13 protein-coding genes and 2 riboswitches are annotated in these 12,779 nt (G+C 59.8%); of the genes, 7 read left to right on the top strand and 6 right to left on the bottom strand.

The genetic code is table 11. The features are described 5' to 3' along the window. From BI343_RS06580 to gluQRS, 4 genes are all read right to left on the bottom strand, one after another. On the bottom strand, positions 1–129 hold a 129-nt coding region (locus BI343_RS06580; protein ID WP_422614102.1), incomplete at its 3' end, for a glycine cleavage system protein H. A 65-nt stretch (positions 130–194) separates the two neighbouring features. Beyond that, positions 195–1,283, bottom strand: a complete 1,089-nt coding sequence (gene gcvT, locus BI343_RS06575) for a glycine cleavage system aminomethyltransferase GcvT (protein ID WP_071109121.1) — start codon at positions 1,281–1,283, stop codon at positions 195–197. 40 nt (positions 1,284–1,323) lie between these two features. Then, positions 1,324–1,422: riboswitch (glycine riboswitch) on the bottom strand. A gap of 14 nt (positions 1,423–1,436) precedes the next feature. Further along, positions 1,437–1,529: riboswitch (glycine riboswitch) on the bottom strand. Between the two features lie 174 nt (positions 1,530–1,703). Further along, a complete protein-coding gene (locus BI343_RS06570) occupies positions 1,704–2,987 on the bottom strand; it encodes an amino acid permease (protein ID WP_052246599.1) in 1,284 nt (427 codons plus the stop codon). 297 nt (positions 2,988–3,284) lie between these two features. Further along, positions 3,285–4,205: a tRNA glutamyl-Q(34) synthetase GluQRS gene (gene gluQRS / locus BI343_RS06565; RefSeq protein WP_071109120.1), complete on the bottom strand. Its 921-nt coding sequence runs from the start codon at positions 4,203–4,205 to the stop codon at positions 3,285–3,287. 92 nt (positions 4,206–4,297) lie between these two features. On the opposite strand from gluQRS, the gene fdxA reads away from it, so the two are divergent. After that, positions 4,298–4,621: a ferredoxin FdxA gene (gene fdxA / locus BI343_RS06560; protein WP_071109119.1), complete on the top strand. Its 324-nt coding sequence runs from the start codon at positions 4,298–4,300 to the stop codon at positions 4,619–4,621. 89 nt (positions 4,622–4,710) lie between these two features. On the opposite strand, the gene BI343_RS06555 is transcribed toward fdxA, so the two are convergent. Both BI343_RS06555 and BI343_RS06550 read right to left on the bottom strand, forming a co-directional pair. After that, on the bottom strand, positions 4,711–5,025 hold the full coding sequence (locus BI343_RS06555; RefSeq protein ID WP_043620920.1) for an STAS domain-containing protein: 315 nt from the start codon (positions 5,023–5,025) through the stop codon (positions 4,711–4,713). Between the two features lie 51 nt (positions 5,026–5,076). Next, positions 5,077–6,231: a sensor histidine kinase gene (locus tag BI343_RS06550; protein WP_244886590.1), complete on the bottom strand. Its 1,155-nt coding sequence runs from the start codon at positions 6,229–6,231 to the stop codon at positions 5,077–5,079. Between the two features lie 178 nt (positions 6,232–6,409). Here BI343_RS06550 and BI343_RS06545 point away from each other — a divergent pair, with 178 nt between their 5' ends. The 6 genes from BI343_RS06545 (at position 6,410) to BI343_RS06520 (ending at position 12,758) form a co-directional block, all read left to right on the top strand. Continuing rightward, complete coding sequence (locus BI343_RS06545) at positions 6,410–7,363, top strand: chemotaxis protein (RefSeq protein WP_043620928.1); 954 nt, start codon at positions 6,410–6,412, stop codon at positions 7,361–7,363. A 43-nt stretch (positions 7,364–7,406) separates the two neighbouring features. Further along, a complete protein-coding gene (locus BI343_RS06540; protein ID WP_043620931.1) occupies positions 7,407–8,345 on the top strand; it encodes a chemotaxis protein in 939 nt (312 codons plus the stop codon). 51 nt (positions 8,346–8,396) lie between these two features. Further along, a complete protein-coding gene (cheY, locus tag BI343_RS06535) occupies positions 8,397–8,792 on the top strand; it encodes a chemotaxis response regulator CheY (RefSeq protein WP_011136995.1) in 396 nt (131 codons plus the stop codon). A gap of 176 nt (positions 8,793–8,968) precedes the next feature. Further along, on the top strand, positions 8,969–9,592 hold the full coding sequence (gene cheZ / locus BI343_RS06530) for a protein phosphatase CheZ (RefSeq protein WP_280513321.1): 624 nt from the start codon (positions 8,969–8,971) through the stop codon (positions 9,590–9,592). Between the two features lie 49 nt (positions 9,593–9,641). Then, a complete protein-coding gene (locus tag BI343_RS06525) occupies positions 9,642–11,519 on the top strand; it encodes a chemotaxis protein CheA (RefSeq protein ID WP_071109117.1) in 1,878 nt (625 codons plus the stop codon). Positions 11,520–11,534: 15 nt separating this feature from the next. Next, the gene (locus BI343_RS06520) at positions 11,535–12,758 is read left to right on the top strand and encodes an EAL and HDOD domain-containing protein (RefSeq protein WP_043621014.1); all 1,224 of its coding nucleotides are present in this window, start codon (positions 11,535–11,537) and stop codon (positions 12,756–12,758) included. Positions 12,759–12,779 lie beyond the last annotated feature (21 nt).

The following is a 12,779-nucleotide window of genomic DNA, read 5'->3' as shown; positions in this document are numbered from 1 at the left end:
GACGAAAACGATGTCGCCCAACAGTTCCTGCGCGTGGGCGGTGATGCCCACGGTCACGGAGCCATCGGCCTCCAGGCGCAGCCATTCGTGGCTCTCGACGTATTTGAGTTCGGCGGGGATATTGCTCATCTTGAAGTTCTCCAGCTTAAGATCGGATCAATGGTGACGGCAGTCGTCGCAAGGACGCTGCCCGATTATTCGAATACTTTCTTGCCATTGCGCACGAAGGGCATCTTCACCACGCGCACATCGGTCAGCGTGCCGCGCAGATCTACTTGGGCGGCAGCGCCGGTGGCGGCCGGCACGCGGGCGATGGCGATGGAGTGCTTCAGCGTCGGCGAGAAAGTGCCGCTGGTGATCACGCCTTCGCCCACCCCTTCCACCAGAACCTTCTGGCCTTCGCGCAGCACGCCGCGGCCTTCCAGCACCAGACCCACCTGCTTCATCTTCACGCCGGCAGCTTTTTGCGCTTCCAGCGCCTCGCGACCGTTGAATTTGCGCTCGACCGGCTCCCAGGCGATGGTCCACCCCATGCCGGCCTCCAGCGGCGACACGGTCTCGTCCATGTCGTGGCCGTACAGGTTCATGCCGGCTTCCAGGCGCAGGGTATCGCGCGCGCCCAGGCCGATGGGCGCGACGCCGACAGCTTGCAGTTGTTCGAAGAAGGAAACGGCTTCGTCGGCGGGAACCATGATTTCCAGGCCATCCTCGCCGGTATAGCCAGTGCGGGCGTAGAACCATTCGCCCTGCGGCAAGCCCTGGAACACTTTCAGCGCGCGGATGGCCTCGGCCAGCTCCGGCTTGATGGAACAGACTTTTTCAATGGCCTTGGGGCCTTGCACCGCCAGCATCGCCAGGTCGCGGCGCACCTTCAGCGCCACGTCGAAGCCGGCTTTCTGGCTTTCCATCCAGGCCAGGTCTTTTTCGGTGGTTCCGGCGTTGACCACCATGCGGTAGCCGTAGGCAGTGAGGTAGACGATCAGGTCGTCGACGACGGTGCCTTCCGGGGTCAGCATGCCGGAATACAACGCCTTGCCCTCGAAACCGAGCTTGGCCACGTCGTTGGCGATCAGTTTTTGCAGCCAGGCCTTGGCATCGGAACCGGTGATGTCGATCACCGTCATGTGGGAGACGTCGAACATGCCGGCATCGGCGCGGACGATTTCGTGCTCTTTCAGCTGGGAACCGTAATGGATGGGCATTTCCCAACCGGCGAAATCGACCATCTTGGCGCCGGCGGCGATATGGGCTTCAAACAGCGGAGTACGTTTCGGGGCCGTCATGGCGCGGTTCCTTCGAGAATAGTGTGGATAGCCTCATCAACCACACCCCTCTGTCCCTGCACCTGAGATTTTCCGGCCGGATAAGCCGTTAGCCCCTTCGGTGGACGCCGCGCGGGCGCCGCTCTCCAGATTGCGCAAGCCGGCGGCGGCCGACTCGATGATACAGTCCTTTTGCCTGAGCGATTTGCGGGTGCGCTTGCGCCTTCGGCGGCGGCCGCGGGTGCCGCTCTCTCCTGTATGACTCGCCGATTATGGTAGGCATCTCCCCGGCTTGGCAAGCCGAGTTTATTTCGATGCCGAACAGTCTGAATAAATGTTTCTCAAAGAAAATAAGCGCACATTTTTATCAGCAGAAATCATTCGTAAACGAAAAAAGCGCAGGCTTTCGCGCTGCGCTTTGATTTGCCCCGCCTCCGCCGCTCAATCGGCGGCGTGGCGCTCTTTCAACTGCCAGACATAAATCGGCAAGCCGAGCAGCAACAATAGCATGCCCCACATCACGATCTCCGCGCCGGAGCCGTAAAGCGCCCACAAGGAATACAAGAAACCGATGCCGGCAAAGAAGCCCGGCGCCACGTAATCGCGCGGCGAAAACGCTTTGCCGCGCATCAACATGATGGCGATCAGCGCCATTGAGCAGAACGCGTATGGCAGCAAGGTGGTAGCGGTGGCCAGCAGGATGATGAACTCGAAAATCTTCACTCCGCTGTCGCCGCCGGCATATTTCATCGCCATCAGGATAGTAACCAAGGCGCTGGACAGCAGCAGGCCAAAAATCGGCACGCCTGCCGCATTGCGCTGGTTGAAACGACGCGGAAACAAACCGTCCTTAGCCGCCGCGGCCGGCACGTGAGCCTGCATCAGGCTCCAGCCGTTGAGCGCGCCGAAGCAGGACACCACGGCGCCGAAACCGACCAGCCAGTAGCCCCAATCCCCCCACATCAACCGGGCCGCATCGGCAAACGGCGCCTGCGACGCCGCCAGCACATCGGACGGCATCAAGCCCATCAGCGATATTGTGGACAGAATGTACAGCACGGTAGCAAGCAAGGTGCCGATGACGGTGGCGCGCGGAATGGTCTTCTCCGGACGATCGACATCGCCGGCCGGCACCGAGGCCGACTCCAGGCCGAGGAAAGCCCAAAGTGTCAACGCCATGGTCGCCGACAGGGAGGACAACAATGGCTTTTGGTGAGGATTAAACACCAGATTGTCGGTATTCAGATGGAAAAAACCGATGAAGGTGACGGCCGCCAGCGGAAGCAGCTTGAGCAAGGTGGTCACCACCGCCACCACGCCCGAACTGCGCGCGCCGCGACTGTTGATCCAGGTAACGATCCAGATCAGGCTGATGGCGAAAACGCCAGCCAAAAGGTCGTTATGGCCGAGAACAGGAAAGAACACCTGCATATAACTGGTGGCCGCCACCGCCAGCGCGGCATTGCCTGCCCACAATGCGATCCAGTATCCCCAGGCGATCCAGAACCCGGCAAAATCGCCAAAGCCGGCATGAATATAAGCATATGGTCCGCCTTCGCGCGGCAGGATGGCTGACAGGCGAGCGAACACCAGCGCCAGACAGATGGCGCCGCCAGCCGTGATCAGCCAACCAAGCAAAGAAATGCCGCCGAACGGCGCCAAGGAGGCCGGCAGCAGGAACACGCCGGAACCTATCATATTGCCCACCACCAGCGCGGTGCACATCCAGACTCCAAGCGAGCCTTTTTTGGGAGGGGAACTGTTTTCGCTCAAACCTGATTCTCCATCGCGAACGAAAGCATGGCGCGCAGCCGATCAGCCATAGGCGTGGCGCATGCGTGGAACAGGCGGACTCACGGCCAACCGCCGGGCGTCATGACTTCAACATAGACGAAGACAGCGCCTCAGGCGGCGGCGGAAATGGCGTCGCGCCGAAAAAAAGGCCGCATTAGAACACAGATTGGATGCAAAAACATGTCGCATTACCGATTTTTTTTCACAAAAACCGGCATGCCGCGCAAGTCATGCCAAGCCGACGCCAGGAAGTGAGCCGACGCGCAAGCGCAAGGGGCCGCGTGGCACGCTGGCCAGCGACCAACTGGCCAAGGCCCAGCGCCACAGCTCAGCCAGATCGCCGCACTCGGCAGGCGGCGCATGCCCCAGCAGGGTCAAGGCGGCGCGCAGCTGCCGCGCGGCATCGGCGCCGGAAATCGCCGGCGCCAGCGTTTGTTTGGACAACTTCTCGCCAGCCTCATTGGTCAAGACCGGCAGGTGGCAGTAGGTAGGCGCGGGCAAACCCAGGGCGGCGTATACCGCCAGTTGACGCGGAGTGGACACCAGCAGATCGGCGCCGCGGACGATATCGGTGACGCCCTGTTCGGCATCGTCCACCACCACCGCCAGCTGGTAAGCCCAGAAGCCGTCGGCGCGCAGCAGCACGAAGTCGCCGATGTCGCGCGCCAGATTCTGCCGATGCTCGCCCTGCAGCCTATCGCGGACGACGCTCTCGCCCGGCGTCACCCGCAGCCGCCAGGCGCGGCCTGCGCGGCCGTCCGGACAGCCATTGCGGCAGGTGCCGGGGTAGACATAGCCATCCAGCCCGCGTTGCGCCGCGGCTGCGATCTCCTTGCGCGTGCAACAGCAGGCATAGGCATGGCCGGAGGTGATCAATTGCCGCAAGGCATCTCTGTATAGATCGTGGCGCCGGCTCTGATAGACCACCTCGCCATCCCACTCGAAGCCAAAAGCCTCCAGCGTGCGCAAAATATCCGCGGCTGCGCCGGGCACCTCGCGCGGCGGGTCCAAGTCCTCCATGCGCAGCAGCCACTGGCCGCCGCGACAGCGCGCCTCCAGATAACTGCCGACGGCGGTGCTGAGCGAGCCCGCATGCAGCAGGCCGGTTGGACTGGGCGCGAAACGGCCCCGGTAAGTGGCTATGGACATCTGAAACGGACGGCAGGAGCGCTTGGCGGGGAATTTCTCGCTAAAATACGATTATCCCTACAATCACGCGCCAGCTTAAGAAGGAAACAAGAATGGCCTACGTTGTAACCGAAGCCTGTATCAAATGCAAATACACCGACTGCGTGGAAGTCTGCCCGGTTGACTGCTTCCGCGAAGGCCCCAATTTCCTGGCGATAGACCCGGGCGAGTGCATAGACTGCTCGCTGTGCGTGGCGGAATGCCCAGTCGGCGCGATCTATCCGGAGGACGATTTACCCAAGGACCAAGCGGCCTTCATCAAGCTGAATGCTGAATTGGCGAAGAACTGGCCCAGCATCGTCAACCGCGTCGACCCGTTGCCGGATCATGCAGACTGGGCGGCGGTGAAGGATAAGCTGCAATATCTGGAACGCTAAGCGCCTCCCCCTTGCCTCCCCGAAAAGCTGGCGGCACCCAGTCGATTACGGCGCGGCCCCGGTCACCGCCAAAGAGGCCGGAGCCGCCCTCAACCGGCCGGGCGAATCGTAAACATCTTGTTGAAACAGGCGATCTCGAATACCTGCAGCACCGCCTCGTGGCAGTTCACCAGCACCATGCTCTTCTTCTGCGACGCCGCGCGCTCCTTGAGCAACAGCAGCATGCCCAACGCAGAACTGTCCAGAAACGGCACCTGGTCGAAATCGACGCGTATTTCCTGCACCGCGGCGTTATCCAACAGCTCCTGGCTGGCCTGGCGGAAATCCTTGTGCAGATTGAAGTCAAACTGACCAATCAGCATCATCGTGCCGACATTCCCCTCGACTCTAACAATCGGTCTCATCGCTGCCCCTGTTCTATCCCTGATTGATTCGCTGACAAACTTAACGGCCGCTTATCCGGCCCGCGGTAATTTCAATTCAAAACAGGCGCCATGCGCCTCCTTGTTGCAACACCTGACATCGCCGCCCAGCTCTTCCGCCACTTTCTTCACGATAGCCAAGCCGAGGCCGGTACCGCCAGGGCGCGAGGTGAAAAAAGGCTCGAAAATCCTGTCCTGCACCGCAGGGTCGACGCCGGGACCACTGTCCACCACCTGGAAAACCACTTCCCACTCCCCCGCCTCCACCCGCACCCCCACCAACCCGCCAGCCGGCGTGTACTGCAAGGCGTTTTCCAGCAAGTTGATCAATGCGCCCTGCAAGGCCTTTCGATCCGCCAAGACAGTTATGGCAGAAACCGCGGGCGGATGGCAATCGAAATGCACACTTTTGTCATGACATTGCGGCAGCATGATTGCGCAAACGTCATCCAGCAATGCCGAGACATCCAACGGCTCAAGCGACGAAACCTGCCCCCTGACAAAGCTCAGCATATTCTGTATCAAACCTTCCAGAGCCCGCATTCTGGCCAGGCTCTTGTCGACGAAACGCGCCCTATCCTCGGGTCTCGGCAAATCCTGCTTCAGGTTCGCGGTATACAGCATGGCGCTGGCCAAGGGGGTGCGCAGCTGATGGGCCAAAGAAGCCGCCATGCTGCCCATGGAAGCCAGCTTTTGCTGCCGGGCCAGTTCGCTGGTCAACTGATGCAGGCGCGAAACATCGTGAATAAGCACAATTCGGCCACCCGACGCCGGCAAATCCTGATATTGCAAGGTCAGGCGGCCACCTTGGCCATCCGACGACAAGGCGTAGGTATCATCCAATTCGCTGCGCTGCAGTTTTTCCAACACCGCATCCCAGCATTCGCCGATATAACAACCGCTTAGCAAGGATTCAGCCGCCAGATTCTGAGCGATCACCTCTCCGGAGGGAGACAACTCCACCACTCCCGCCGGCAAGACTTTCAACAGCAAACCCAAGCGTTCCGCCAGCGCGGCATTCTCGTCTCGCTGTTTTCGCAACTGGTTGTTGGCCTCGTCCAGTTGAGCATTCAAAACGTTGACCTGGGCCTCAAGTTGTTTATATGCATCAATGAGTTGACCGGACACGGCGTTGAACTGCTCAAACGCCGCCTCCAACTGCTGTTGATCCTTCAAGCTTGAAACCATGGTAGGCATCGCCTCACTGTCATTTGTAAAAAACACTTAAACGGTATGATAATGGCCAGTCTACGGTGAGCCAACACGCGGCAGAAGCGGCCGCAAGCAAAAAAAACCGGGAAAAACTCATATCTGGGCGTATAAAGGGAAGTAGTGCGCCATTCCAAAAGATGCTGCGGAGGTTTCTGTGTCAGAGCTTCTCAAAAAAATCGACGCCAGAACCAAACTGGCCGGCACCAACAAGCTGGAAATCCTGCTTTTCTCCTTGGGGCATGATCAGCGTACCGGACGCAAAGAAGTGTTCGGCATCAATGTATTCAAGGTGCGCGAAGTGATGCGCACCCCGGAAATCACCTCCGCGCCGGAAATGCCGTCCTCGGTGGAAGGCATGGTCAGCCTGCGCGGCTCGCTGGTTCCGGTGATCGATCTGGCCAAGTACGCAGGCATCGTCACCAGCAACCGCCCAGAGATCATGATTGTGACCGAGTACAACGGCCACACTCAGGGCTTCCTGGTCGAGGCGGTCGACACCATTCTGCGCCTGGACTGGTCCGCTATGCGCGTGCCGCCGGACATGATCACCAACCGCATGGCCGGCTTGGTGACGGCTGTCACGGAGCTGGAAAACGGCGCCTTGGTGATGATGATGGATGTGGAGAAAGTGCTGGCTGAAACCAGCGTGATCGATGACGGCCACAGCTTCATCAATATCGAGCCGGTCAAGGAAGACCGCCGGATTTTCTTCGCCGACGACAGCGCGGTGGCGCGCAAGCAGATCGAACGCACGCTGGAAGCGATGAATATACGCTATACCTACGCCATCAACGGCATGCGCGGCTGGGAAGATCTGCAGAAAATGGCCCAACAGGCCGAAGCGGCCGGCCGCAAGCTGTCCGACGAGCTGCATCTCGTCCTCACCGATGTGGAAATGCCGGAGATGGACGGCTATATGCTGACGAAGATGATCAAAAGCGACCCGCGCTTTGCTGGCATTCCGGTGCTGATGCACTCGTCGCTGTCCGGTTCATCGAACCAGAAGCTCGGCGAATCCGTCGGTGTCGATTCCTACGTCTCCAAGTTCGAGCCGCAGAAACTGGCGAGCAAGTTGCGCCAGATGCTCAAACTGGAACCGATGGACTAGACCGCGGTCTTCTTCAAGATTTTCAAGGGATAGGGATTAAGACATGCCTAGCACCGACGCCTCCTTGCTTGCCAGTGTGGACGCCAGGACCAAACTGGCCGGCTCCAACAAGATGGAGATCTTGCTGTTCTCTTTGGGAACGCGGGAAACATTCGGCATCAACGTGTTCAAGGTGCGCGAAGTCTCGCAGACGCCTGCCATCACCAAGACGCCCAATATGCCGTTTGGCGTCGAAGGCGTGCTGTCCTTGCGCGGCAACATCATTCCGGTGATATCGCTGGCCAAGTTTATTGGCCACAACACCGAAAGCAAGTTCGACACCATGATCGTCACCGAGTTCAACAAGAGCACCCAAGCTTTTCTGGTGGACTCGGTCGACCGCATCATCCGCGTCGACTGGGACAAGGTACGGGCGCCGGAAAACATCATGGCGGCCGCAGGCACCAATCAAAACCTGATCACGGCGGTCACGGAGCTGGAAAACGGCAAGCTGGTCTCGATTCTTGACGTCGAACAAATTCTGGCCAGCGTCGTCGGCGAACCCCGTTTGCCGGATGTCCCTTCCGCGCAGCTGGAAGTCGATCAATACATTTTCTTCGTCGACGACTCGGTGGTGGCCCGCAAGGAGATCACCGGCGTGCTGGAGAAAATGGGGATCAAATTCCAGCAGGCAACCAACGGCCGGGAGGCTTGGGACCGGCTGCAGGTGCTCGCAGGCCGCAACTGGGCCGAAGGCGAATGCCTGCACGATTATCTGAAAATCATTTTGGTCGACGCAGAAATGCCGGAAATGGACGGCTATGTATTGACCAAGCTGATCAAATCCGACCAGCGTTTCAAAGGCATTCCGGTGATCATGCACTCTTCGCTGTCGTCCAACGCCAACCGGGCGATGGGTTCCAGCGTCGGCGTGGATTCTTATGTCGCCAAGTTTGATCCGGGCGTGCTGGCAGAAACTTTGATTCCATTCCTGCAAAGGTAGTCGCTACAATGTGCGCCTTGATGGAACATAGATAATTCAGGATATACCTCGATGTCAGACAAGAATATGCGATTTCTGGTCGTGGATGACTTCTCCACTATGCGAAGAATCGTTCGCAACCTGTTGAAAGAGTTGGGTTTCACCAACGTCGACGAGGCCGAAGACGGCCAGGTGGCGTTGCACAAGCTGAAAACCCAGAGCTTCGACTTCGTCGTCTCCGACTGGAACATGCCCAATATGACGGGCATTGAGCTGCTCAAGGCAGTCAGAGCGGACCCCCAGCTGAAGCACCTCCCATTCATGATGATCACCGCCGAGGCTAAACGGGAAAACATCATCGAGGCAGCAATGGCCGGCGCCAGCGGCTACATTGTGAAACCCTTCACCGCTGCGACCATGGAAGAAAAAATGAACAAGATCTTCCAGAACATGAACAAGCCAGCCTGAGCATTGCACAAGACTGCCCGCATCTGCATTGAGGAGGATTGAAAGTGCCGGACCATACTTTGGAGAATGGAGACTCGCCAGAGCTCGAAGCCCTGTTTGACAGCGTCGCACAACAGCAGCACGCGCAGGAAGAAGCGCCGGCCGCCGCACCGGCCGGCCAAGAGAGCAGCCCCAAACTGTTCTCAAGTGAAAGCAATCCCTCGACAATGTACGAACACATTGGGCAGATGACCCGCAAAATGCACGACGCCTTGCGCGATCTAGGCTACGACAAATCGCTGGAAAAAGTGGCGGAAACCATTCCGGACGCCAAAGACCGGCTGGCGTACATCGCCACGCTGACGGAAAACTCGGCGGAACGGGTGCTCAATGCCACCGACATCGCCAAGCCGCTTCAGGACAGCCTGGAGAGTCAGGCCCTGGCGCTCAGCGCGCGCTGGGAAAAACTGTACGCCAATCTGCTCAGCGTGGAAGAGTTCAAAGCGCTGGCCGAGGAAACGCAACGCTATCTGAAGGATGTGCCGAATCAAACCCAGGCAACCAATACCCAGTTGCTTGAGATTGTGATGGCGCAGGACTTTCAGGATTTGACCGGCCAGGTCATCAAAAAGATGATGGGCATGGTCAAGATTCTGGAAACCGAGCTGGTCAACTTCCTGATTGAATTCTCCCCGGACGAGAAGAAGGGCGAGCTGAACACCAGCCTGCTCAACGGTCCGGTCATCAATCCGGAAGGCAAAACCGATGTGGTCACCAGCCAGCAGCAGGTCGACGATCTGCTGGAAAGCCTGGGCTTCTAACTGAAGATACGCAAGCAAGACAACGCACGATGACGCGTGGGGTGGAAAAATGAGCGAATTTGGCGGCATGGAAGAGTTGCTTCAGGACTTTCTGATGGAGTCCACCGACCTCCTGTCCGATGTGGACAATAAACTGGTCGAACTGGAAAAGCGCCCGGAAGATAAGGCTCTGCTGAATGACATTTTCCGCGGCTTCCACACCATCAAGGGCGGCGCCGGCTTCCTCAACGTCATTCCCATGGTCAATCTGTGCCATCGCACGGAAAACCTGTTCGACAAGCTGCGCAATGGCGAGATGCACATCACCCCCGAGGTGATGGACGTCATTCTGGACGCCACCGGCATCGTTCGCGACATGTTCGGCACCTTGGGACAGGGGCTGATGCCGGGCGACGCCGATCCGCACACCTTGGCTGCGCTGGACGCCGCGCTCGCCGGCGAACCGCTGGTGGCGGAAGCTGCGCCGGCAGCCGCCGCGCCAACTGCCGAACCTGCAGCGGCACCTGCCGGCAGCGGGCCGGACTGGAATCAGCTGTATCAGGCCGTGGCCCCTGCGGCCGCGCCGGCTGCCGCGGCGCCGCAGCATGCCGCCCCTCCTGCGCCCGCCCCGGCACCGGCGCCCAAGGCAGAGCCGGCCGCGGCGACATCGGCCCCGCCAGCCCCGGCCAAGCCGGCCCCGGCCAAACCATCCAGCAGCGGCCCCGTTGCCAGCGGCCCGCAGGAAAACACCATCCGCATCGATACCGTGCGTTTGGACATGGTGCTGAACCTGTCCGGCGAAATCGGCCTGACCAAGAACCGGCTGACCACGCTGCGCACCGAGATCCTGCAAGGCAATCGCGACACCAATACCCTGCGCTCGCTGGATGAGGCGATCAGTCAACTGGACCTTCTGGTCGGCGACCTGCAAAACGCGGTGATGAAAACCCGCATGCAGCCGATCGGCCGCCTGTTCCAGAAATATCCCCGCTTGGCGCGCGACCTGGCCCGCCAACTGGGCAAGGAAGTGGAGCTGGTGCTGTCCGGCGAGGAAACCGAGCTCGACAAGACCATGATCGAGGATCTGAACGATCCCTTGGTCCACTTGGTCCGCAACGCGGTCGATCACGGCATCGAATCGCCGGAGGAACGCATCGCCGCCGGCAAGAAGCCGCAGGCACTGGTGCAATTGACCGCCGAACAAGTCGGCGACCACATCCTGATCGAGATCACCGATGACGGCAAGGGCATGAATCCCGACGCCTTGCGCCGCAAAGCCATCGAGAAAGGCTTGATCGACACCGAAACCGCCAACTCGCTGGACGAGAAGCAATGCCTGCAGCTGATCTTCCTGCCAGGCTTCTCCACCAAGGATCAGATTTCCAGCGTGTCCGGCCGCGGCGTCGGCATGGACGTGGTTCGCACCAATATTCAAAAACTGAACGGCCGCATCGACATCAACTCGGTAGGCGGCGAAGGCACTCGCATCAGCATCTCGCTGCCGCTGACCCTCGCCATCCTGCCGGTGCTGGTGGTGCGCGCCTGCAATCAACCGTTCGCCGTGCCGCTGGCGATGGTGCGGGAAATCATCACCATCGACGGCAGCGCCATCCAGGAAGTTTCGGGCCGCCCCACCATCGTGGTGCGCGACGAAATCCTGCCGCTGAAGACCCTGGCCGGACTGCTGGGCTGGGAACCGACGCAAAAACCGTATTTTGGCGTGCTGATGCAGTCGGCCGAAAAATCCTTCATCCTGGCGATCGACTCTTTCGTCGGCCGCGACGACGTAGTGATCAAGCCGCTGCAGAACATCCGCCCCAAGGGCGTGGCCGGCGCAACGCTGTCCGGCGACGGCTCCGTGGTGCTGGTGCTGGATATGGAAGACTTGCTGGCCTCCAGCGAAGGCAGCAACGCAGGGGTACGGACGACGGATATGATTGCCACCTAACGCTAAGGTGCAATGATGACCCCAAACACCGCCTACATAGGACGGCAACCGGTTCTCAACCGCAATCAGCAGCTCATAGGTTATGAGCTGCTTTTTCGTCCCAGCAGCGATGCTGTCGGCGTCGGCAAGCATAGCGAGCTGCAAGCCGACACCGACGTGCTGGTCAATACGCTGAACAATATGGGAACCAGCTGGCTGATCGGCAACAAGCTGGCTTTCATCAATGTCGGCGAGGCGATGCTCAACAGCGAGTTTCTGGAGCTGCTGCCGCCGCGCCGCATCATCCTCGACCTGTCGCCGCGCACCGCGCCCAGCAACGAGCTGTTATCGCGCGCGCGCCATCTGCGTTCGATGGGCTTCGGCATCGCGCTGGACGACTTCAGCTTCGAATCCCCGGCAGCGGCCTTCCTGGAGCTGGCCAACTACGTCAAGCTGGACATACAGAACCAGGACGCCACCCGTTTTCAGATGCAGGCGGCGCGCTTGCGCAGCTATCCGCTGATCCGCATCGCGGAACGGGTGGAAACCCACGCCCAATTTCACCTATGCAAGGAATTGGGCATGGACGGCTTCCAGGGCTATTACTTCGCCAAGCCGGAGACCCTGGAGGCCAAAGTCATCCATCCGGCATTCAGCAACACGCTGGAACTGCTGAACCTGTTGCGCATGGACGCCGACATCCGCGACATCGAGCAGGTCCTGAAGCGGGACGTGGCGCTGTCTTACAAGCTGCTGCGCTATGTCAATTCCGCAGCCGCCGGGCTCAATACCGCCATCAGTTCGTTTTCCCAAGCCGTCACCGTGCTGGGCTACCAAAAACTGTACCGCTGGCTGACGCTGCTGCTGGTCACCGCTTCCGACGACAACCACGCGCCGCCGGCGCTGCAAAAAACCGCGGTCACCCGCGGCCGCTTCATGGAGCTGCTGGGCATCGCGCTGGGCGAGCGGCATGACGTCAACGACAACCTGTTCATCGTCGGCCTGTTCAGCCTGCTGGATGTGTTGTTCGACATGCCGATGGACAAGATCATCGAACATCTGCAGCTGCCCGTGCCGGTATCCGACGCGCTGCTGCACGACCGCGGCTCGATGAGCCACTACCTGCGCCTGGCGCGAGCCTGCGAGGATGGACAACTGGATGGCGTGCCGCAATTATGCGAGCAACTAGGCCTCTCTTCCGAACAATTGAACGAAGCCCATATATCCGCGCTCGCCTGGGTAGAGGAACTGGGCTTATAATTCTCAACCCTGCAAGGTTGT

The organism is Chromobacterium amazonense (assembly GCF_001855565.1).
Lineage (GTDB): Bacteria > Pseudomonadota > Gammaproteobacteria > Burkholderiales > Chromobacteriaceae > Chromobacterium > Chromobacterium amazonense.
This window is presented reverse-complemented; position numbering and strand designations above follow the sequence as displayed.